Consider the following 21,804-nt stretch of genomic DNA (forward strand, 5'->3'; position numbering starts at 1 on the left):
GCCGAAAGACCAGCGGTCCGCCGGCGGACCTACGGGATGGCACATGAGCGGAAACAGTGGGACCAAGGGCGGCCGCGGCCGCCTCGGCAGCGTGCTGTCGGGGCTGGCCGTGGCCGTCGGCTGTGTGCTCTTCCTCGGCGGCTTCGTGGTGGGAGCCCTGCTCTACCGGCCGTACTCCGTCCCCAGCGACTCCATGACCCCCACGCTCGCCGTGGGATCCAAGATCCTCGCCCAGCGCATCGACGGCGACGAGGTGCGCCGCGGGGACGTCGTCGTCTTCAACGACCCGCTGTGGAGCAACTCGCCCATGGTCAAGCGGGTCGTCGCCGTCGGCGGCGACACCGTCGCCTGCTGCGGCGCGGACGGCCGCCTCACCGTCAACGGCACGTCCGTCGAGGAGCCCTATCTGAGGTCCGGCGCGGGCGGCCGGACCGTCGCCTCGGGCGAGGAGTTCTCGGTGACCGTCCCCGCGGGCAACCTCTTCCTCCTCGGCGACGACCGGCACACCTCGCTCGACTCCCGCTCGCACCTCGACGAGGCCGGGCAGGGCACCGTCCCCCGCTCGATGGTGGTCGCCAGGGTGGACAGCGTCATCTGGCCCGCCAAGGGCCTCCTGGAGCGCCCGACGGGCTTCGCGGGACTCCCGGGCGGCATCTCCGAGCCCGGGCCCGTCCGGCCGCTCCTCCTCGCGATCGCCGCCGGAGCCGTACTGGTCCTGGGCGGGGCCGCGTACGGGCCGGTGGCGGACTTCTTCACGAAGCGGCGCACGGCGCAGGCGGGAACGGCCGGCCCGAAGAGCGAGAAGGTGGGTACATGACGGACTCCGCGCCCACCTCCGAGCCGGCCGCCGTGCTGCGGAAGGTCGCGCGGGTCGTGCTGCTCGACCCCGACGACCGCATCCTCCTCCTGCACGGATACGAGCCCGACGACCCCGGCCAGACCTGGTGGTTCACGCCCGGCGGCGGCCTGGAGGGCGACGAGACGCGGGAGGAGGCGGCGCGGCGCGAGCTCGCCGAGGAAACCGGCATCACCGACATCGAGCTCGGACCCGTGCTCTGGACGCGGTACTGCTCCTTCCCCTTCGACGGACGCCGCTGGGACCAGGACGAGTGGTACTACCTCGCCCGCACCCGGAGGACCGAGGCGGCGCCCCGGCCCCAGGCCCTCACCGAGCTGGAGAACCGCAGCCTCGCGGGCCTGAGATGGTGGACCTCCGCCGAACTGTCGGCGGCGCGTGAGACGGTGTACCCGACCAGACTCGCCGAGCTGCTGCGCACGCTGCTCGACGAGGGACCTCCGCGTGCACCGGTGGTTCTCGCCCCGGAAGTCGTTTAGGGGCGCGTTCGACTGGCGCACAATAGGGGGACGCACGGCTGAAGGGGAACATGCCATGAGCGCCGAGGACCTCGAGAAGTACGAGACCGAGATGGAGCTGAAGCTCTACCGGGAGTACCGCGACGTCGTCGGGCTGTTCAAATACGTGATCGAGACCGAGCGACGCTTCTACCTCACCAATGACTACGAGATGCAGGTGCACTCGGTGCAGGGCGAGGTCTTCTTCGAGGTCAGCATGGCCGACGCCTGGGTCTGGGACATGTACCGCCCGGCCAGGTTCGTCAAGCAGGTCCGTGTCCTCACCTTCAAGGACGTGAACATCGAGGAGCTCAACAAGAGCGACCTCGAACTCCCCGGCAGCTGACCCGGCAGCTCGCCCCGCCTCACCCCGAAGGGTGAGCGGGTTCTCCACAGCCCTCCCTCCGTCCACAGCCCCGCACGCGGTCCGCCCCGCTCCGTCACAGTCGGTGACGGAGGTGGTGCCGCATGAACAGCACCCAAGCACTCGGACGGTACGGAGAAGAGCTGGCCGCCCGCCGGCTCACCGCGACCGGCATGCAGATCCTCGCCCGCAACTGGCGCTGCGGCCGGACCGGCGAGATCGACATCGTCGCCCGGGAAGGCGACACCCTCGTCATGTGCGAGGTCAAGACACGGCGCCACGGCGGGTACGAACATCCGATGGCCGCCGTCACACCCGGCAAGGCCGAGCGGCTCCGCCGCCTCGCCGCCTGCTGGCTCGACCGGCAGAACGCCCCCGCCCCACCCGGCGGCGTCCGCATCGACCTCGTCGGCATCGTCCTGCCCCGCCGCGGCGCCCCCGTCCTCACCCACGCCCGGGGGGTGGCCTGAGATGGGATTCGCCCGCACCTGCTCCGTCGCCCTCGTCGGCGTCGAAGGCGTCGTCGTCGAGGTCCAGGCCGACCTCGAACCCGGAGTGGCCGCCTTCACCCTCGTCGGCCTCCCCGACAAGAGCCTCACCGAGAGCCGCGACCGGGTCCGCGCCGCCGTCGTCAACGCCGGCGCCGAATGGCCCCAGAAGAAGCTCACCGTCGGCCTCAGCCCCGCGTCCGTCCCCAAAAGCGGGTCCGGATTCGATCTCGCCGTGGCGGCGGCGGTGCTCGGCGCGGCCGAGCGCGTCGACCCGCGCGCCATCGCCGACCTCGTCCTCATCGGCGAACTCGGCCTCGACGGACGCGTCCGGCCCGTCCGCGGCATCCTGCCCGCCGTCCTCGCCGCCGCCGACGCCGGATACCGCCAGGTCGTCGTCCCCGAACAGACCGCGGGCGAGGCCGCCCTCGTCCCCGGGGTCTCCGTCCTCGGCGTCCGCAGCCTCCGCCAGCTCATCGCCGTCCTGACCGACGAACCCGTCCCCGAGGAGGAACCCACCGAAGCGGGCCGCCCCGACGCCATGCTCGCCGGACTCCTCGTCCCCGGCGCGGGCCTCGGCACCGGACTCGCCGCCGGCCCCGGCGACCCCGCCGAAGGCCCCGACCTCGCCGACGTCGCCGGACAGCACCGCGCCCGCCGCGCCCTCGAGGTCGCCGCCGCCGGCAGCCACCACCTGCTGCTCTCCGGCCCACCGGGCGCCGGAAAGACGATGCTCGCCGAGCGCCTCCCCGGCATCCTCCCGCCCCTCACCCGGCAGGAGTCCCTCGAAGTCACCGCCGTCCACTCGGTCGCGGGGATCCTCCCGCCCGGCGAACCCCTCGTCCGCCGCGCCCCCTACTGCGCGCCGCACCACTCCGCCACGATGCAGTCCCTCGTCGGCGGCGGGAACGGCCTTCCCCGGCCCGGCGCCGTCTCCCTGGCCCACCGCGGCATCCTCTTCCTGGACGAGGCCCCCGAGTTCTCGGGCAAGGCCCTCGACGCCCTGCGTCAGCCGCTGGAGTCCGGGCACGTGGTCATCGCCCGCGCCGCCGGGGTCGTCCGCCTGCCCGCCCGCTTCCTCCTCGCCCTCGCCGCCAACCCCTGCCCCTGCGGACGGCACACCCTGCACGGCGCCGGGTGCGAATGCCCGGCCGCGGTCGTCCGCCGCTACCAGGCACGACTCTCCGGGCCCCTCCTCGACCGGGTCGACCTCCGGGTCGAGGTCGAGCCCGTCACCCGCGCCGACCTCCTCGGGCAGGGCGGCCGCGGCGAGAGCAGCGCGGCCGTCGCCGCCCGCGTCCACGAGGCCCGGGCCCGCGCCGCCGCCCGGCTCGCCGACACCCCCTGGCGCGTCAACAGCGAGATCCCCGGCCACGAGCTGCGGACCCGGTACCTCGCCGCGCCCGGAGCCCTCGCCGACGCCGAACGCGACATCGAGCGCGGACTCCTCACCGCCCGGGGCCTCGACCGCGTCCTGCGCGTCGCCTGGACCGTCGCCGACCTCGCCGGACACGAGCGGCCCGACGGCCAGGACATCGCCCTCGCCCTCGAACTGCGCACCGGAATCGCCCGCGGCGTCCCGGTCGGAGCGGGGGACCGGCCATGACCACCCCGACCCCCAGCCCCGACGCGACCCCGGACCCGGACGCGACCCCGACCCCACCCCCCGACCTCGACCCCGCCGGCACCTCGGGAACCCGCGGCACCTCGGGACCCGGCGTCGCCGACGAGCGGGTGGTGCGGGCCGTGCTCAGTCGGGCCGTCGAGCCCGGGGACGAGCACGCGGGACGCTGGCTCCGGCGATACGGGGCCGTCGGCTTCCTCGACCGACTGCTCGGGTCCGCCGGGGGAGCGGCCACCGGCGACGACCCCTTCCCCGGCACCGGACAGAAACGCGTCGCCTCCTGGCGGCTGCGCGCCACCGCCGCGGACCCCGGCCGGGACCTCGCCACCGTCCAGGCGCTCGGCGGCCGCTTCGTCATCCCCGGCGACACCGAATGGCCCCGTCAACTCGACGACCTCGGCGACGCCCGCCCGCTCGGCCTCTGGGTCCGGGGCCCCGCCGACCTGCGCACCTGGGCGCTGCGCTCCGTCGCCCTCGTCGGTGCCCGCGCCTGCACCCCGTACGGCGCCCACACCGCGGCCGACCTCGCCACCGGGCTCGCCCGGCAGGGCTGGGTCGTCGTCTCGGGCGCCGCCTACGGCATCGACGGCGCCGCCCACCGCGGCGCGCTCGCGGCCGGCGGCGCCACCGTCGCCGTGCTCGCCTGCGGCGTCGACACCCCGTACCCGCGCGGCCATGACCAGCTCATCCGCCGCGTCGCCGAACAGGGCCTCGTCGTGGGGGAGTTGCCGCCGGAGAGTCACCCCACCCCGAGCCGCTTCATCCTCCGCAACCGGGTCATCGCCGCCCTCACCCGCGGCACCGTCGTCATCGAGGCCCAGCACCGCAGCGGCTCGCTCGTCACGGCCCGCGCCGCCGCCCGGCTCGGCCGCCACACCATGGGCGTCCCCGGGCCCGTCACCAGCGCGCTCTCCGCGGGCGTCCACGAACTCCTCCGGGGAGACGCGACCCTCGTCACGGACGCCGACGAGATCATCGAACTCGTCGGCGACATGGGCCAGCTCGCCCCGGCGCGCCGGGGACCCGTACTCCCCAGGGACCTCCTCGCCCCCGCGACGGCACAGGTTTTGGAGGCCGTCCCCGCCCGCGGCCCCACCCCCACCACCGTCATCGCCCGCCGGGCCGGCGGCACCCCCGACGACACCCTCGCCAAGCTGTACGAACTCCACTCCCTGGGCTTCGTCGAACGGCGCGGGGACGGCTGGCAGTTGACGAACACGACGACTCCTCCGTCGAACGCGCGGCGAGGCGGTCCTTGACCTGGAGCATTCGGGTGAAAAGGTGATGGCGATGAACAATCGAGTTCTCTCGGCCGCACCCGAGGGGCCGACACGCGCCACGGCCCGGGTTCGAAGATGTGGCCGACGGCGTCCACCCGGAGCGGCGCTCTCCGCCGACGTTCGCGCACCGCGACCGCGCACTCACGCTACGCTCACCAGGATTCCGTCCAGGACACCCGCACCGACACACCCGACAGCAGAACGGCTCAAGGCAACGCATGCCCCAGCACACCTCCGGGTCTGACCGCGCTGCGGTGCCCCCAGCAGCCCGGGGCACCGTGCGACCACCCGCACCGACCTCTCTCGACGAACTGTGGCGGTCGTACAAGGAGACGGGCGACGAGCGGCTGCGGGAACAGCTGATCCTGCACTACTCGCCGCTCGTCAAGTACGTCGCGGGACGCGTCAGCGTCGGGCTGCCGTCCAACGTGGAACAGGCCGACTTCGTCTCGTCCGGGGTCTTCGGGCTCATCGACGCCATCGAGAAGTTCGACGTCGAGCGCGCCATCAAGTTCGAGACGTACGCCATCACCCGCATCCGCGGCGCCATGATCGACGAACTCCGGGCCCTCGACTGGATCCCGCGCTCCGTCCGCCAGAAGGCGCGCAACGTCGAGCGCGCCTACGCCACCCTCGAAGCCCAGCTCCGGCGCACCCCCTCCGAGACCGAGGTCGCGGCGGAGATGGACATCTCGCTGGAGGATCTGCACGCGGTTTTCAGCCAGTTGTCCCTGGCGAACGTCGTCGCCCTGGAAGAGCTGCTGCACGTCGGCGGCGAGGGCGGCGACCGGCTCTCGCTGATGGACACCCTGGAGGACACGGCCGCCGACAACCCCGTCGAGGTCGCCGAGGACCGCGAGCTGCGCCGCCTGCTCGCCCGGGCCATCAACACCCTCCCCGAGCGGGAGAAGACCGTGGTCACGCTCTACTACTACGAGGGCCTCACCCTCGCCGAGATCGGCCACGTCCTCGGCGTCACCGAGAGCCGCGTCAGCCAGATCCACACCAAGTCGGTCCTCCAGCTCCGCGCGAAGCTGGCCGACGTCGGACGCTGACCGGGGCGAGCCGGTCGTACAGTGGAGCCGTGCCCAGGATTCGAGCGGCCTCGGTGGCCGAGCACCGGACGATGCAGCGCGGCGCCCTCCTGGACGCCGCGCGTTCCCTGCTGTCCGAGGGCGGTACGGAGGCGCTGACCTTCCCCGCACTCGCCGAGCGCACGGGCCTCGCCCGCTCCTCGGTGTACGAGTACTTCCGGTCGCGCGCGGCCGTCGTCGAAGAGCTGTGCGCGGTGGACTTCCCCGTCTGGGCCGCCGAGGTCGAGCTGGCGATGGACGGCGCGGACACCCCGCAGGGCAAGGTCGAGGCGTACGTCCGCAAGCAGCTGGAGCTGGTCGGGGACCGGCGCCACCGCGCGGTCGTCGCCATCTCGGCGAGCGAGCTCGACGACGGCGCCCGGGAGAAGATCCGCGCGGCCCACGGCGGCCTCGTCGCCATGATCGTCGAAGCCCTCGCCGCCCTGGGTCAGGCCCAGCCCCGGCTGGGCGCCATGCTCCTCCAGGGCGTCGTCGACGCGGCCGTCCGCCGCATCGAGCTCGGCGCGGCGGAGGACCCCGAGGCCGTCACGGAAGCCGCGGTCGCGATGGCCCTGCACGGCGTCAGCGGCCCCCCGGCCTGACCGGGGGACTCCCTGGCCCGGCCGTCAGCCTCCCCGGGCCGGCCGTCAGCGGCAGCAGACGGGACGGGGCGCGGCGCGTCAGGGCCAGCGGATTCAGGTACCGGTCGCCTCTGCGCAGGCCCCAGTGGAGGCAGGACTCCCGGCAGTGGGTGCCGGGGTCGACGCGGGCGACCGGCGTGCCGGCCCGCACCCGCGTGCCCGCCCGCACCAGCGGGGTCACCGGACCGAAGGTGGTGCGGAGCGGGGGAGCGCCCGTATCCGGAAGGGTGAGGGTGAGGACCCCGCGGCCGCCGACCGGCCCGGCGAACGTGACCGTGCCGTCCGCCGGGGCGAGGACCGGCGTGCCCGGCGGGGCGGCGAGGTCGACGCCGCGGTGCCCGGCGGCGTACGGGCCGGGCGGCGGCTGCCAGCCGCGCAGGATCTCCGGCGGTGGCGGGCCCACCGGCCAGAGCAGGCCGAGGGTCAGAAGCAGTGCGCTGAGGTACATGGGGAGAGGCTCCCCCGCCCGTCCGGCCCGCGGCGGCCGTGGACGGCATCTGTGGACGACCGGCCGGTTGTGGACAGCGCCGTCACCCGCCGCTCCCGGGGTCCCGTACACTTCCTATGGCGACCCGGGTCACCGGGTCGACTTCGCACGCCCCGCCACCGACCTCACCGGACGTGGCAGCGCCTTTCGGTCCCTCGTGGGCATGGCGCGTCGGGGCGTCAGGAACACAACCGAGAAACCCAAGGAGATACGGCCATGGCCGTCGTCACGATGCGGGAGCTGCTGGAGAGCGGCGTCCACTTCGGTCACCAGACCCGTCGCTGGAACCCGAAGATGAAGCGCTTCATCTTCACCGAGCGCAACGGCATCTACATCATCGACCTGCTCCAGTCGCTGTCGTACATCGACCGCGCCTACGAGTTCGTCAAGGAGACCGTCGCGCACGGCGGCTCCATCATGTTCGTCGGTACGAAGAAGCAGGCCCAGGAGGCCATCGCCGAGCAGGCGACGCGTGTCGGCATGCCGTACGTCAACCAGCGTTGGCTCGGTGGCATGCTCACCAACTTCTCCACCGTCTACAAGCGTCTGCAGCGCCTCAAGGAGCTCGAGCAGATCGACTTCGAGGACGTCGCCGCCTCGGGTCTCACCAAGAAGGAGCTCCTGGTCCTCTCGCGCGAGAAGGCCAAGCTGGAGAAGACCCTGGGTGGTATCCGCGAGATGCAGAAGGTGCCGAGCGCCGTCTGGATCGTCGACACCAAGAAGGAGCACATCGCCGTCGGTGAGGCGCGCAAGCTCCACATCCCGGTCGTCGCGATCCTCGACACCAACTGCGACCCCGACGAGGTCGACTACAAGATCCCGGGCAACGACGACGCGATCCGCTCCGTCACCCTGCTCACCCGCGTGATCGCCGACGCCGTCGCCGAGGGCCTCATCGCCCGCTCCGGCGCCGCGACCGGCGACTCGAAGCCGGGCGAGAAGGCCGCCGGCGAGCCCCTCGCCGAGTGGGAGCGCGACCTCCTCGAGGGTGAGAAGAAGGACGAGGCCGAGGTCCAGACCTCCGCCGAGACCGAGAAGGTCGCCGACGCCGAGGCCGCCGAGGCCCCGGCCGAGGTTGCCGCCGAGGCCCCGGCCGCGGACGCCGAGCAGGCCTGACCTTTCAGGACCTTCGGGTGGACGGCGGGGGCCCACGAAGCCCCCGCCGTCCACCCGTGGACCCGCCCGATCTTTCAGACTTCGAGAGAGAAACAGACTCATGGCGAACTACACCGCCGCTGACGTCAAGAAGCTCCGCGAGCTCACCGGCGCCGGCATGATGGACTGCAAGAAGGCCCTCGACGAGGCCGACGGCAACGTCGACAAGGCCGTCGAGGCGCTCCGTATCAAGGGTCAGAAGGGCGTCGCCAAGCGCGAGGGCCGCTCTGCCGAGAACGGCGCCGTGGTCTCCCTCATCGCCGACGACAACACCTCGGGCGTCCTGGTCGAGCTGAAGTGCGAGACGGACTTCGTCGCCAAGGGTGACAAGTTCCAGGCCGTCGCCGCCCAGCTGGCCCAGCACGTCGCCGCCACCGCCCCGGCCGACCTCGAGGCGCTGCTCGCCTCCGAGATCGAGGCCGGCAAGACCGTGCAGGCGTTCGTCGACGAGGCCAACGCCAACCTCGGCGAGAAGATCGTCCTGGACCGCTTCGCGCAGTACGCCGACGGCTTCGTCTACGCGTACATGCACCGCACGATGCCGGACCTCCCGCCGCAGATCGGTGTCCTCGTCGAGTTCGACAAGGCCGACGCCGCCGTCGCCAAGGGTGTCGCCCAGCACATCGCCGCCTTCGCGCCGAAGTACCTCACCCGTGAGGACGTCCCGGCCGAGGTCGTCGAGTCCGAGCGTCGCATCGCCGAGGAGACCACCCGCGCCGAGGGCAAGCCCGAGGCCGCGATCGCCAAGATCGTCGAGGGTCGCGTGAACGGCTTCTTCAAGGACGCGACGCTGCTCGGTCAGCCGTACGCCCTTGACAACAAGAAGTCCGTCCAGCAGATCCTGGACGAGGCCGGTGTCACCCTGAAGCGCTTCACCCGCATCAAGGTCGGCATCTGAGTCCGTACGCGAACGCGACGGACACCGGACCCCGGTAGGGTCTGAAGCAGTCGTCAGCGCACGCGCGGGACGATCGCAGATCTGACGAGGAGGCCATTGCCGTACGGGAAACCGCGAGGACCCAAGGCAATGGCCTCCTTCGTATGTGCACGAGGAGATCTCCATGAACCAGGGCGCCGTACAGGGCGACGACAACAACGGCAAGAAGGCCGGCCGCTACATGCTGAAGCTGTCCGGAGAAGCCTTCTCCGGCGGTACCGGCCTCGGCGTCGACCCCGACGTCGTGCATGCCATCGCGCGTGAGATCGCGGCCGTCGTCCGCGACGGCGCGGAGATCGCGATCGTGATCGGCGGCGGCAACTTCTTCCGCGGCGCCGAGCTCCAGCAGCGCGGCATGGACCGGGCCCGCTCCGACTACATGGGCATGCTCGGCACGGTGATGAACTGCCTCGCCCTCCAGGACTTCCTGGAGAAGGAAGGCATCGACTCCCGCGTCCAGACCGCCATCACCATGGGCCAGGTCGCCGAGCCGTACATCCCGCTGCGCGCCGTGCGCCACCTGGAGAAGGGCCGCGTGGTCATCTTCGGTGCGGGCATGGGCATGCCGTACTTCTCCACCGACACCACCGCCGCCCAGCGTGCCCTGGAGATCGACGCCGAGGCGCTGCTCATGGGCAAGAACGGCGTGGACGGCGTCTACGACTCCGACCCGAAGGCCAACCCCGACGCGGTCAAGTTCGACGCGCTTGAGTACGGCGAGGTGATCTCCCGCGACCTCAAGGTCGCCGACGCCACCGCCATCACCCTGTGCCGGGACAACAACCTCCCGATCCTCGTCTTCGAACTGCTCACCGAGGGCAATATCGCGCGCGCGGTGAAGGGTGAGAAGATCGGCACGCTCGTGAGCGACCAGGGCACCCGGGCCTGACCCGAACCGGGGAACCGTCCCGCAAGGGGCTGGACAGAGCCCTGCCGGTCGTACACCGTGCAGGACAAACCGCGACGACACGCAGGAGCATGTGGTGATCGAAGAGACCCTCCTCGAGGCCGAGGAGAAGATGGAGAAGGCCGTCGTGGTCGCCAAGGAGGACTTCGCCGCGATCCGCACCGGCCGTGCGCACCCGGCGATGTTCAACAAGATCGTGGCCGACTACTACGGCGCCATCACCCCCATCAACCAGCTGGCCTCCTTCTCCGTCCCGGAGCCCCGGATGGCCGTGGTGACCCCGTTCGACAAGAGCGCCCTGCGCAACATCGAGCAGGCGATCCGTGACTCGGACCTCGGCGTCAACCCGAGCAACGACGGCAACATCATCCGGGTGGTGTTCCCCGAGCTGACCGAGGAGCGCCGCCGGGAGTACATCAAGGTCGCCAAGGGCAAGGCCGAGGACTCGAAGATCTCGATCCGCTCGGTCCGCCGCAAGGCCAAGGAGACCATCGACAAGTTCGTCAAGGACGGCGAGGTCGGCGAGGACGAGGGCCGCCGCGCCGAGAAGGAGCTCGACGACACCACCGCGAAGTACGTCGCGCAGGTGGACGAGCTGCTCAAGCACAAGGAAGCCGAGCTGCTCGAGGTCTGATGAACGACTCTTCCTGGGGGGCCCCGGCCGGTACCGGCCGTGGGGGACCCGACCAGGGGCCTGCCCCGGCGGGTCCCGCATACGATCGGCATCAGGCGGCGCAGACTCGGCCCATGCCCATCGTGCCCGACGTTCCCGCCGGCGGATTCCAGGACGGTCACGGCCGGGGGGCCGCTCACCCGAGCGGTCCCCTGTTCCGTGACGAGACGCCGCACGAGCACCCGCAGGAGCCCATGCCCAGCCCCACCCCGCCTCCGCCGCCCGGGCCGTCGGCGCCCCGGCAGAAGAAGAGCGCGGGGCGCGATCTGGGCGCGGCCATAGGGGTCGGGGTCGGTCTCGGGGCCGTCATCATCGCCTCGCTGTTCATCTGGAAGCCGGCGTTCGTCGGGGTGATAGCGGTCGCCGTGGTGGTCGGGCTCTGGGAGCTGACCTCCCGCCTCCAGGAGCGCAAGGGGATCAAGGCGCCGCTGGTCCCGCTCGCCGTCGGCGGTGCGGCGATGGTCGTCGCCGGCTATGTCCGGGGTCCCGAGGGCGCCTGGGTGGCGATGGCGCTCACGGCGCTCGCGGTGCTCGTCTGGCGGATGACGGAGCCCCCCGAGGGTTATCTGAAGGACGTCACGGCGGGTGTGTTCGCCGCGTTCTACGTGCCGTTCCTCGCCACCTTCGTGGCGCTGCTGCTGACCGCCGACGACGGCCCGCAGCGGGTGCTGACCTTCCTGCTCCTGACCGTGGTCAGCGACACCGGGGCGTACGCGGTCGGCTGGCGCTTCGGCAAGCACAAGCTGGCCCCGCGGATCAGCCCGGGCAAGACCCGGGAGGGTCTGGTCGGCGCGGTGACGTTCGCCATGGCGGCGGGCGCGCTGTGCATGGAGTTCATGATCGACGAGGGTGTCTGGTGGCAGGGCCTGATCCTCGGCTTCGCGGTGGCGGCGAGCGCGACGCTCGGCGACCTCGGCGAGTCGATGATCAAGCGTGACCTGGGCATCAAGGACATGGGCACGCTGCTGCCGGGCCACGGCGGCATCATGGACCGGCTTGACTCCCTGCTGCCGACGGCACCGGTGGTCTGGCTGCTGCTGGCCTTGTTCGTCGGAACGGCCTGATCCGTCCGTGTGTGCCGTCGGGGCCCGCCACCCTCCTGGGTGGCGGGCCCCGACGCGTCTGCGCGCGGCCGGCGAGCAGAAACCGTTCCGCATGGTGACAATGCGTGCATGGCATCCAAGGCAGGCGCCGACGGCGCACCCGCGGGGGCGACTCTCGTCCTGCTGACGCTCGCGGCGGGCCAGTTCCTGATGGCCCTCGACAGCTCCGTCATGAACGTGGCGATCGCGACCGTGGCCGACGACGTGGGCACGACCGTGACCGGGATCCAGGGCGCCATCACCGCGTACACGCTGGTGATGGCGATGTTCATGATCCCCGGAGGCAAGGTCGGGGTGCTGATCGGGCGCCGGCGCGCGTTCATGATCGGCTGCGTGATCTACGGCTGCGGCTCGCTGACCACGGCGCTCGCGCCGAACCTGCCCGTGCTGCTGCTCGGCTGGTCGTTCCTCGAGGGCATCGGGGCGGCGCTCATCCTGCCGTCGATCGTGGCGCTGGTGGCGAGCAACTTCCCCACCGAGGGCCGGGCCGCGGCGTACGGCATCGTGGCGGCGGCGGGCGCCGTGGCGATCGGGCTCGGACCGCTCATCGGGGGCATCGCCACCACCTACTTCTCCTGGCGCTGGGTGTTCGCCGGCGAGGTCCTGGTCGTACTCGTCATCCTGGTGTTCGCCCGGCGCATCGCCGACGCCACCGACCAGGAGCGCCCGCGCATCGACCTCGTCGGCGCGGCGCTGTCCGCGGCCGGGCTCGGGGTCTTCGTCTACGGCGTGCTGCGCTCGGACGAATGGGGCTGGGTCCGGCCGAAGGCCGACGCGCCCGCGTGGCTCGGGGTGTCGCTGACCGTGTGGCTGATGATGGCGGGCCTGCTCCTGCTGTACCTCTTCCTGCGCTGGGAGGCCCGGCTCGTCGAGCGGGACGGGGACCCGCTCGTCCACCCGGCCATGCTGCGGAACAGGCAGCTCACCGGCGGTCTGACGATGTTCTTCTTCCAGTACCTCGTCCAGATGGGCGTCTTCTTCGTCGTCCCGCTCTACCTCTCCGTGGCCCTCGGCCTCTCGGCCCTGCAGACGGGTGCGCGGATCCTGCCGCTCTCGCTGACGCTGCTGGCCGCCGCGGTCCTGATCCCGCGTCTCCTCCCGGACGTCTCGCCGCGCCGGGTGGTGCGGATCGGGGTGCTGGCGCTGCTCGCGGGCGCGGTCGCCCTGATGGCCGCGCTGGACGCGGACGCCGGAGCGGAGATCGTCACGGTCCCGCTGCTGCTGATCGGCTTCGGCATGGGCGCGCTGGCCTCCCAGCTCGGCTCGGTCACGGTCTCCGCGGTCCCGGACCGGGAGAGCGCGGAGGTCGGAGGGATCCAGAACGCGGTCACCAACCTCGGCTCCTCGATCGGTACGGCGCTCGCCGGCTCGCTGATGATCGCGGCGCTCACCTCCTCGTTCCTGACCGCCGTGGAGCGGAACGACGCGATCCCGGCCGAGGTGAGGAGCCAGGCCGCCGTCGAGCTGCAGAGCGGCGTCCCGTTCCTCTCGGACGCCCAGCTGACGACCGCCCTCGACGAGGCGGGCACCAGCGAGGAAGTGTCCGAGGCCGCCCTGGAGGCGAACGACGCCGCCCGGCTGGACGGCCTGAAGGCCGCCCTCGCGATCCTGGCCGGCGCGTCCGTCGTGGCCCTCTTCTTCACCCACCGCATCCCCCGGACCCAGCCCCGCTCACCGACCCCCTGAAACGGCGAACCGGGCCACGGGCGCGCGTCTGCGACACTGGTAGCACCATGCCCAAGCCCGGAGAACTCACTTTCGTCGCCCCCCGCGGAGCCAAGAAGCCGCCGCGGCACCTGGCCGACCTCACGCCCGCCGAGCGGAAGGAGGCCGTCGCCGCGATCGGCGAGAAGCCGTTCCGCGCCAAGCAGCTGTCCACCCACTACTTCGCGCGGTACGCGCACGACCCCGCCGAGTGGACGGACATCCCCGCCGCCTCGCGGGAGAAGCTGGCCGGGGAGCTGCTGCCCGATCTGATGTCCGTGGTGCGGCACATCTCGTGCGACGACGACACCACCCGCAAGACCCTGTGGCGGCTGCACGACGGCACGCTCGTCGAGTCGGTGCTCATGCGCTACCCGGACCGGGTGACCATGTGCATCTCCTCGCAGGCCGGCTGCGGGATGAACTGCCCGTTCTGCGCGACCGGGCAGGCCGGCCTCGACCGGAACCTGTCGACGGCCGAGATCGTGCACCAGATCGTCGACGGCATGCGGGCGCTGCGGGACGGGGAGGTGCCCGGGGGACCGGCGCGGCTCTCCAACATCGTGTTCATGGGCATGGGGGAGCCGCTCGCCAACTACAAGCGGGTCGTCGGTGCCATCCGTCGCCTCACCGACCCCGAGCCGGACGGCCTCGGCCTCTCGCAGCGCGGGATCACCGTCTCCACCGTGGGGCTCGTGCCCGCGATGCTGCGGTTCGCCGACGAGGGCTTCAAGTGCCGGCTCGCGGTCTCGCTGCACGCCCCGGACGACGAGCTGCGCGACACCCTGGTCCCGGTCAACACGCGCTGGAAGGTGCGTGAGGTCCTCGACGCGGCCTGGGAGTACGCGGAGAAGTCCGGGCGCCGGATCTCCATCGAGTACGCGCTCATCCGGGACATCAACGACCAGGCGTGGCGCGGTGACCTGCTGGGCCGGCTGCTCAAGGGCCGCCGGGTGCACGTGAACCTGATCCCGCTGAACCCGACGCCGGGTTCGAAGTGGACGGCGTCCCGGCCCGAGGACGAGAAGGCCTTCGTCGAGGCCATCGCCCGCCACGGCGTGCCGGTGACCGTGCGGGACACCCGAGGCCAGGAGATCGACGGCGCCTGTGGACAGCTGGCCGCGGCCGAGCGCTGACCTTGTAGTCTGAGCTCGAACACATCTCCATATTCCGACAGGGGAGCGCCACAGCGCTGAGAGTGCGGTCACCGTAGGACCGCAGACCCTCTGAACCTTGCCCAGGTCATTCTGGGTAGGAAGTTCGGTCGTTAACTCAAGCTGTTGCGCCCTGCCCGCGCCCGGTCCGCCGGTCGTGGGCAGGGCCGCGTCTCTTCCTGGTCACACCCAGGAGGAATCTCAGTGAGCATCAAGAAGTCCGCCGCCGTCGCGCTCGTCGCGGCGCTCGGCGTCACCGGCCTCGCCGCCTGCGGCGCGGAGGACGGCGAGAAGGCCGCCGGCCCGTCCGGGGCCCCCGCCCCGAAGACCGTGACCCTGGTGAGCCACGACTCGTTCAACGCCTCCAAGGAGGTGCTGGCCGCGTTCACGCAGCAGACCGGCTTCACCGTCAAGGTGCTGAAGAGCGGCGACGCCGGCGAGGCCGTCAACAAGGAGATCCTGACGAAGGGCGCCCCGCAGGGCGACGTCTTCTTCGGCGTCGACAACACGCTGCTGTCCCGCGCCCTCGACAACGGGATCTTCGTCCCGTACGAGGCGAAGGGCCTGGACCGGGTCCCGGCGGCGTACCAGCTCGACAAGGAGCACCGGGTCACGCCGATCGACTCCGGTGACATCTGCGTCAACTACGACAAGAAGTACTTCGCCGACAAGAAGCTGGCGCCGCCGGTGACCTTCGACGACCTGGCGAAGCCCGCGTACAAGGACCTGCTCGTGGTCGAGAACCCCGAGCGGTCCTCCCCGGGGCTCGGCTTCCTTCTCGGTACGGCCGCGAAGTACGGCGACGACGGCTGGCAGGACTACTGGTCGAAGCTCAAGGCGAACGGCGTGAAGACCGTCGACAGCTGGGAGCTCGCCTACAACCAGGAGTTCTCCGGCTCGGCCGGCGGCAAGAAGGCCAAGGGCGACCGGCCGCTCGTCGTCTCGTACGCCTCCAGCCCGCCGGTCGAGGTGCTCTACGGCGAGCCGCAGCCGAAGGAGGCGCCCACCGGCGTCTCCACCGGCACCTGCTTCCGGCAGACGGAGTTCGCGGGCCTGCTGAACGGGGCGAAGAACCCCGAGGGCGGCAAGGCCCTGATCGACTTCCTGATCTCGAAGAAGTTCCAGGAGGACATGCCGCTCCAGATGTTCGTCAACCCGGTGGCGAAGGACGCGGCCCTGCCCGAGCTGTTCACGAAGCACGGCGTGGTCGTCGGCAAGCCGGAGACGATGGCGCCGGAGAAGATCGCCGAGAAGCGTGACCCGTGGATCCAGCAGTGGTCGTCGCTCGTTCTGAAGTAGTCCCCGACCGCCGGGGAAGCGCGGCGCGGCTCGGCCTGATGGCCGCGCCCGTCGCCTTCTTCGCGCTGTTCTTCGCCTGGCCCGTCGTCTCGATCGTCGAGCGCGGGCTGCGGGTCGACGGCGCCTGGCAGTTCGGCCGGTTCGGCGAGACGCTGAGCCGGCCGGAGATCCTCGACGTCCTGTGGTTCACGTGCTGGCAGGCGCTCGCCTCCACCGGCCTCACCCTGCTGATCGCGCTGCCCGGCGCGTACGTCTTCGCGCGCTTCGACTTTCCCGGCAAGGGGCTGCTGCGCGCCGTCGTCACCGTGCCGTTCGTGATGCCGACCGTCATGGTCGGCACGGCGTTCCTGGCCCTCGTCGGGCGCGGCGGGCTCCTCGACGGGCTGTGGGGCGTGCGGCTCGACACCACCGTCTGGGCGATACTGATCGCCCACGTCTTCTTCAACTACGCCGTCGTCGTCCGGACCGTCGGCGGTCTGTGGGCGCAGCTCGATCCGCGGCAGGAGGAGGCCGCGAGGGTGCTCGGGGCGTCCCGCTGGAGGGCGTGGCGGACGGTGACCCTGCCGGCGCTCGCCCCCTCGGTCGCGGCGGCCGCGCTGATGGTCTTCCTCTTCACCGCGAGCTCCTTCGCCGTCGTCCAGATCCTCGGCGGATCGACGTACTCCACCCTGGAGACGGAGATCTACCGGCAGACCGTGGTCCGCTTCGACCTGACGACGGCCGCCGTGCTCACGATGGTGCAGTTCGCCGCCGTCGGCCTGGTCCTCGTCGTGCACGCCCGGACCGTACGCCGCCGGGAGACCGCGCTGAAGCTGGTCGCGCCCGAGCAGACCGCGCGGCGGCCCCGGGGCGCCGGCCAGTGGGCGCTGTTCGCGGGCGTCCTGCTGTCCGTCGCCCTGCTGATCGTGCTGCCGCTCGGAGTGCTCGTCGAGCGGTCCTTCGCGACCTCCCACGGGTACGGCTTCGACTACTACCGGGCCCTGCGGACCCCGGACCCCTCCGGCACCTTCCTCGTGCCGCTGCTCGACACGATCGGGAACTCGCTCCGGTACGCCGTCGTCGCCACCCTGATCGCCCTCGTTGTCGGCGGACTCGCGGCGGCCGCGCTGACCAGGCGTGCCGGGCGGCTCGTGCGGGGCTTCGACGCGCTGCTCATGCTGCCGCTCGGGGTGTCCGCCGTGACCGTCGGCTTCGGCTTCCTCATCACCCTCGACGAACCGCCGCTCGACCTGCGGGCCAGCTGGATCCTCGTGCCGCTCGCGCAGGCCCTGGTCGGCGTCCCCTTCGTCGTACGGACGATGCTTCCGGTGCTGCGGGCGGTCGACGAGCGGCTGCGGGAGGCGGCGGCCGTGCTCGGCGCCTCGCCGTGGCGGGCCTGGCGGGAGGTGGACCTGCCGCTGGTGCGGCGGGCGCTGCTGATCGCCGCCGGGTTCGCGTTCGCCGTGTCCCTCGGCGAGTTCGGCGCGACCGTCTTCATCGCCCGGCCCGACAGCCCGACGCTTCCGGTGGCGGTGGCCCGGCTCCTCGGCCGGCCCGGCGAACTCAACTACGGCCAGGCGATGGCCCTTTCGACGATCCTCATGGTGGTGTGCGCGGTGTCCCTGCTGCTGCTCGAACGGCTCCGGACCGAACGCACCTCGGGGGAGTTCTGATGCTGAGACTCGACGGGGCGACCGTACGGTTCGGGGCGCGGGCCGCCCTCGACGCCGTGGACCTGGAGGTCGCCGACCACGAGACGGTGTGCGTCCTCGGGCCGAGCGGCAGCGGCAAGTCCACGCTGCTGCGGGCGGTCGCCGGGCTGCAGGCCCTCGACGGCGGGCGGGTGCTGCTCGGCGGCGCCGACCAGCGCGGGGTGCCGGTGCACCGGCGGGGCGTCGGCCTGATGTTCCAGGACCACCAGCTCTTCCCGCAGCGGGACGTCGGCGGCAACGTCGCCTTCGGGCTGCGGATGCACGGCGCGGGGAAGGCCGAGCAGACCGAGCGGGTGCGGGAGCTGCTCGACCTCGTCGGTCTGCCCGGTGCCGAGCGGCGGGCCGTCTCGGCGCTCTCCGGCGGCGAGCAGCAGCGGGTGGCGCTGGCCCGTGCTCTGGCGCCGCGGCCCCGGCTGCTGATGCTGGACGAGCCGCTCGGGCAGCTCGACCGGGGGCTGCGGGAGCGGCTCGTCGTGGAGCTGCGGCAGCTCTTCGGGCGGCTCGGCACGACGGTCCTCGCGGTGACCCACGACCAGGGGGATGCGTTCGCGCTCGCCGACCGGGTGGTCGTCATGCGGGACGGGCGCATCGCCCAGTCGGGTGCACCCGTCGAGGTGTGGTCCCGTCCCGCCTCGGAGTTCGTGGCCCGCTTCCTCGGCTTCGACAACGTGGTGGCGGCGCGGGTGACGGGGGCCGTCGCGGAGACCGTGTGGGGGAAGATCCCGGTGCCCGACGACGCGCCGCAGGGCGAGCGGCGGCTCCTCGTCAGGCCGGGCGGGGTGCGGATCGTGCCCGTGGAGGAGGCCCCGGCCTGGACGGTCGAGTCCCGTACCTTCCGGGGCAGCCATGTGGTGGTACGGCTCCGCCCGGCGGACGGACCGCCGCTGGACGCCGAGCTGCCGCTGCGGGAGGTCCCGGGGGAGGGCGCCGAGGTGGGCGTGGACTTCCGGACGGAGGACGTGGTGGTGCTGGGGGACGACACGCCGTAGGACCGAGGGGGCCGATGAGTTCTGGTCGCCGGGGGAGTCTTCTGTCTGTTCGCGACCTTCGTCGACCTTCAGGAGGCACCCGGTGGGCCAGCTGCTCAGAGTCCAGAACTTCATGGTCTCGTCCGACGGATTCGGTACCGGGGAGGGACAGAGCCTCGAACGGCCCTTCGGGCACGCGGATCCCGGGGAGATGTTCTCCTGGGCGGGTGCCACGGCGAGCTGGCCCAACCGGACCGCGCCCGGCGGCAGCCGCGGGCTCGACGACTACTTCACCCGGGACTTCTCCCACAACATCGGTGCCGAGATCATGGGCCGCAACAAGTTCGGGCCGCAGCGCGGCCCCTGGCAGGACCACGAGTGGCAGGGCTGGTGGGGTGACGAGCCGCCGTTCCACACGCCGGTGTTCGTCATGACCCACCACCCGCGCCCCTCCTTCACCCTCTCCGACACGACGTTCCACTTCGTCGACGCCGACCCGGCGGAGGTCCTCGCACGGGCGAAGGAGGAGGCGAAGGGCAAGGACGTCCGGCTCGGCGGCGGCGCCACCGTCATCCGCGAGTTCCTCGACGCCGGCCTCGTCGACACCCTGCACGTCGCGGTGGCGCCGGTGAAGCTCGGCGCGGGCGTACGGCTCTGGGAGTCGCCCGACGAACTGCTCGACCGCTACCACCGCGACATCGTGCCCAGCCCGAGCGGGAAGGTGACGCACCACATCTACTGGCGGAGGTGACCCGGAGGGCTCAGCGCCAGCGGTCGCCCGTCCCAGAGGCCGCCCCCGTGCCCGTGGGACGCGCGGCCCCGTGCCTCCGCCCCGTCCGTTCAGGCCCTCGGCGGCGGGGCTCAGCCCGTCAGGGGCAGGGCCGCCAGTTCGGCGACCGCCCAGGTCAGGGGGAGGAAGGCGGCGAGCAGGACGCCCGCGCGCAGCAGGGCCGCCGAGCGGAGGACCGTGGGCGGGGCGCCGATGCGCAGCAGGGCCTCGGTGGTGTGGGCGCGGCCCTGCCGGGATTCCAGGGCGGCGGTCAGCAGGGTCGCGGAGGTGCAGGCCACGATCAGCGCGGCGCCGAGGGCGGTGAGCGGCCCGAAGGCGTCGGCGCCGGCGTCCGCGTCGTACAGGGCCGCCGCCGCGAGGGTGCCGGAGAGCACCGCGCTGACGACGCCGAGGGGGCGGCCGATACGGCGGGACTCGTCCATCAGGACCCGGCCGGCGAGCAGCCGGGTGGCGCCGGGCCGGACGGCCTGGAGGAGCCGGCCGCAGCCGTGCACCAGGCCCGGTCCGGCGACCGCGAGGCCGACCGCGGTGAGGACCCAGCCGGCCAGGACGCCCGCCGGGCTGCCGTCGAAGCGGCCCGGGAGCGGGAGGCCGTCGCCGGAGCCGGCGCGGCCGGCGTAGGTCTCGACGGCGAGGCCGACGGCGACCAGGGCGATGCCCCACGGCAGCCCGGACGGCACCGGTTTCTCGGCGCCCTCGGGTGCGGCTGGCCTGGTGCGGGGGCGCAGCGAGAGGCCGGCGGCGGTGGCGGCGACGACGGGGACCACCGCGAGCAGGGTGAGGGCGGCCGCGAGCGGCAGCGGCTGGTCGGCGGCGAGGAGGTCGGCGGCGGCCCCGTCGAAGGGCAGGCCGGTGATGTCCCCGCGCAGGTGCAGGTAGAAGAGCAGCGCGACCGCGGAGCCGAGCGTGCACGCGACGGCAGTGGAGGCGGCGGCGATCGCGGTGAGCCGGGCGGGGCCGAGCCCGATCGCGGAGAGCCCGGGGCGCGGGCGGGTGCTGGGGTCGGTGCGGGCCACCGCGACGGCGAACTGGACGGTCGCGGCGAGCGGCAGGACGCACCAGAGCAGCCGCAGCACGGCCGCCGAGGACCGCTCGGGGTGGCCGACCGCGTACCCGAGGGTGCAGAGCAGCAGGAAGCCCACCCCGGCGGCGGCGAGGGCGACGAGGAGCCGCCGGGTCTGGACGAGCGGGTGGGCCCCGCGGGCTAGACGGAGAGCGAGCACGCGGCGACGCCCTCCGCCCCTGACACCGGGGGTACGGTGCCGACCCGGCGTCCGTCGAGCAGTGCGACCGTGCGGTCGGCGAGCGCCGCGACCTCGGCGTCGTGGGTGGCGAGCAGCACGGTGATGCCGTGCGAGCGGGCGGCCGCGGTCAGGGTGCGCAGGACCTGCGCGCCGTCGGCGCGGTGCAGGGTCGCGGTGGGTTCGTCGGCGAACAGCACGGAGGGGGTGGTGACCAGGGCGCGGGCGATGGCGATGCGCTGGCGCTGGGAGTGGGTGAGGGCGTGCGGTCGTTTCCGCGCGCCGGCGCCGATGTCGAGGCGCTCGAGCCACTCCAGGGCGGTGGTCTTCGCGGCCCGGTGGGAGGCACCGCGGAGCAGCAGCGGCAGGGCGGCGTTCTCCCAGCCGGTGAGTTCGGGGACGAGCGCGGGTTCGGGGTCGATCCAGCCGAAGCGGTCGCGCCGGAGCCGTTCGCGCGCGGCGGGGCTCAGGGTGTGCACGGGGCTGCTGTTGAACCAGACCTCGCCCTGCTGGGCGAGGAGCTGGCCGGACAGGCAGCGCATGAGGGTGGTCTTGCCGCTGCCGCGCGGGCCGACGAGGGCGAGGATCTCGCTCTCGCGGACGCCGAGGGAGACGCCGCTGAGTGCGTCCGAGCCGCCGAGGGCGCAGTGCAGGGAACGCGCCCAGAGCACGTCGTTGTCCGGTGGGGCCATCGCGTACACCTCGATGTCGGATCCGATCTGTGTCCCCCGTCCGGGGGAACGAAGGGACGGGCCTGTCGGTCACTGGGCACCGTAAGTATTCGGATCCGTTTGTACGGACAGCACGCGGCCCGGGCCGCCGCCATCCACTCGGATGGCGGCATGCCCGGGCCGGAGGTCACGCCGTGAGGG

At 72.5% G+C, this 21,804-nt stretch carries 22 protein-coding genes; 19 read left to right on the forward strand and 3 right to left on the reverse strand.

Annotated elements, in window-relative coordinates:
- Positions 1-43: 43 nt before the first annotated feature.
- The 8 genes from lepB (at position 44) to DEJ43_RS26595 (ending at position 6,784) form a co-directional block, all read left to right on the forward strand.
- The gene (lepB, locus tag DEJ43_RS26560; protein ID WP_015036477.1) at positions 44-817 is read left to right on the forward strand and encodes a signal peptidase I; all 774 of its coding nucleotides are present in this window, start codon (positions 44-46) and stop codon (positions 815-817) included.
- The gene (locus DEJ43_RS26565) at positions 814-1,335 is read left to right on the forward strand and encodes an NUDIX hydrolase (RefSeq protein ID WP_015036478.1); all 522 of its coding nucleotides are present in this window, start codon (positions 814-816) and stop codon (positions 1,333-1,335) included. Before lepB ends, DEJ43_RS26565 begins: the two co-directional genes overlap by 4 nt.
- A gap of 55 nt (positions 1,336-1,390) precedes the next feature.
- Positions 1,391-1,699 (forward strand): DUF2469 domain-containing protein, encoded by a 309-nt coding sequence (locus DEJ43_RS26570; protein WP_005311352.1) that lies wholly within the window; start codon positions 1,391-1,393, stop codon positions 1,697-1,699.
- Positions 1,700-1,821: 122 nt separating this feature from the next.
- Entirely contained in the window at positions 1,822-2,187 is a 366-nt protein-coding gene (locus tag DEJ43_RS26575; protein ID WP_015036479.1) for a YraN family protein, read from the forward strand.
- A gap of 1 nt (position 2,188) precedes the next feature.
- Positions 2,189-3,811, forward strand: coding sequence for a YifB family Mg chelatase-like AAA ATPase (locus tag DEJ43_RS26580; protein ID WP_015036480.1), 1,623 nt, complete (start codon positions 2,189-2,191; stop codon positions 3,809-3,811).
- Positions 3,808-5,088: a DNA-processing protein DprA gene (dprA, locus tag DEJ43_RS26585; RefSeq protein WP_015036481.1), complete on the forward strand. Its 1,281-nt coding sequence runs from the start codon at positions 3,808-3,810 to the stop codon at positions 5,086-5,088. Before DEJ43_RS26580 ends, dprA begins: the two co-directional genes overlap by 4 nt.
- 239 nt (positions 5,089-5,327) lie before the next feature.
- Positions 5,328-6,164: an RNA polymerase sigma factor WhiG gene (gene whiG / locus DEJ43_RS26590; RefSeq protein WP_041662916.1), complete on the forward strand. Its 837-nt coding sequence runs from the start codon at positions 5,328-5,330 to the stop codon at positions 6,162-6,164.
- A gap of 71 nt (positions 6,165-6,235) precedes the next feature.
- Positions 6,236-6,784 (forward strand): TetR/AcrR family transcriptional regulator, encoded by a 549-nt coding sequence (locus DEJ43_RS26595; RefSeq protein ID WP_041664234.1) that lies wholly within the window; start codon positions 6,236-6,238, stop codon positions 6,782-6,784.
- Here the strand turns inward: DEJ43_RS26595 and DEJ43_RS26600 are convergent.
- Positions 6,765-7,271, reverse strand: coding sequence for a murein hydrolase activator EnvC family protein (locus tag DEJ43_RS26600; RefSeq protein ID WP_015036484.1), 507 nt, complete (start codon positions 7,269-7,271; stop codon positions 6,765-6,767). The two genes, DEJ43_RS26595 and DEJ43_RS26600, sit on opposite strands and share 20 nt — an antisense overlap.
- Before the next feature lie 255 nt (positions 7,272-7,526).
- On the opposite strand from DEJ43_RS26600, the gene rpsB reads away from it, so the two are divergent.
- The 11 genes from rpsB (at position 7,527) to DEJ43_RS26655 (ending at position 19,652) form a co-directional block, all read left to right on the forward strand.
- Positions 7,527-8,426, forward strand: a complete 900-nt coding sequence (gene rpsB / locus DEJ43_RS26605; RefSeq protein ID WP_015036485.1) for a 30S ribosomal protein S2 — start codon at positions 7,527-7,529, stop codon at positions 8,424-8,426.
- Positions 8,427-8,526: 100 nt separating this feature from the next.
- A complete protein-coding gene (gene tsf, locus DEJ43_RS26610) occupies positions 8,527-9,363 on the forward strand; it encodes a translation elongation factor Ts (RefSeq protein WP_015036486.1) in 837 nt (278 codons plus the stop codon).
- A 163-nt stretch (positions 9,364-9,526) separates the two neighbouring features.
- Positions 9,527-10,291, forward strand: coding sequence for a UMP kinase (pyrH, locus tag DEJ43_RS26615; RefSeq protein ID WP_015036487.1), 765 nt, complete (start codon positions 9,527-9,529; stop codon positions 10,289-10,291).
- Positions 10,292-10,385: 94 nt separating this feature from the next.
- Positions 10,386-10,943 (forward strand): ribosome recycling factor, encoded by a 558-nt coding sequence (gene frr / locus DEJ43_RS26620; RefSeq protein ID WP_030690629.1) that lies wholly within the window; start codon positions 10,386-10,388, stop codon positions 10,941-10,943.
- Positions 10,943-12,046 carry a phosphatidate cytidylyltransferase gene (locus tag DEJ43_RS26625; RefSeq protein ID WP_015036489.1) on the forward strand — a complete coding sequence of 368 codons (1,104 nt, stop codon included), beginning with the start codon at positions 10,943-10,945 and terminating at the stop codon, positions 12,044-12,046. Before frr ends, DEJ43_RS26625 begins: the two co-directional genes overlap by 1 nt.
- A 108-nt stretch (positions 12,047-12,154) precedes the next feature.
- Entirely contained in the window at positions 12,155-13,771 is a 1,617-nt protein-coding gene (locus DEJ43_RS26630) for an MFS transporter (protein WP_015036490.1), read from the forward strand.
- Between the two features lie 47 nt (positions 13,772-13,818).
- A complete protein-coding gene (rlmN, locus tag DEJ43_RS26635) occupies positions 13,819-14,925 on the forward strand; it encodes a dual-specificity RNA methyltransferase RlmN (protein WP_015036491.1) in 1,107 nt (368 codons plus the stop codon).
- Positions 14,926-15,147: 222 nt separating this feature from the next.
- Positions 15,148-16,242: a thiamine ABC transporter substrate-binding protein gene (locus tag DEJ43_RS26640; RefSeq protein WP_015036492.1), complete on the forward strand. Its 1,095-nt coding sequence runs from the start codon at positions 15,148-15,150 to the stop codon at positions 16,240-16,242.
- Positions 16,243-16,280: 38 nt separating this feature from the next.
- Positions 16,281-17,894: an ABC transporter permease gene (locus DEJ43_RS26645; RefSeq protein ID WP_015036493.1), complete on the forward strand. Its 1,614-nt coding sequence runs from the start codon at positions 16,281-16,283 to the stop codon at positions 17,892-17,894.
- Positions 17,894-18,922: an ABC transporter ATP-binding protein gene (locus DEJ43_RS26650; protein WP_015036494.1), complete on the forward strand. Its 1,029-nt coding sequence runs from the start codon at positions 17,894-17,896 to the stop codon at positions 18,920-18,922. The genes DEJ43_RS26645 and DEJ43_RS26650 overlap by 1 nt, the downstream gene beginning before the upstream one ends.
- Before the next feature lie 82 nt (positions 18,923-19,004).
- Positions 19,005-19,652: a dihydrofolate reductase family protein gene (locus DEJ43_RS26655; protein ID WP_015036495.1), complete on the forward strand. Its 648-nt coding sequence runs from the start codon at positions 19,005-19,007 to the stop codon at positions 19,650-19,652.
- A 110-nt stretch (positions 19,653-19,762) separates the two neighbouring features.
- Here DEJ43_RS26655 and DEJ43_RS26660 read toward each other — a convergent pair whose 3' ends face one another.
- Entirely contained in the window at positions 19,763-20,914 is a 1,152-nt protein-coding gene (locus DEJ43_RS26660) for a hypothetical protein (protein ID WP_015036496.1), read from the reverse strand.
- On the reverse strand, positions 20,896-21,624 hold the full coding sequence (locus DEJ43_RS26665; protein WP_015036497.1) for an ABC transporter ATP-binding protein: 729 nt from the start codon (positions 21,622-21,624) through the stop codon (positions 20,896-20,898). The genes DEJ43_RS26660 and DEJ43_RS26665 overlap by 19 nt, the downstream gene beginning before the upstream one ends.
- Positions 21,625-21,804: the final 180 nt, after the last annotated feature.

It is taken from the genome of Streptomyces venezuelae ATCC 10712, assembly GCF_008639165.1.
Lineage (GTDB): Bacteria > Actinomycetota > Actinomycetes > Streptomycetales > Streptomycetaceae > Streptomyces > Streptomyces venezuelae.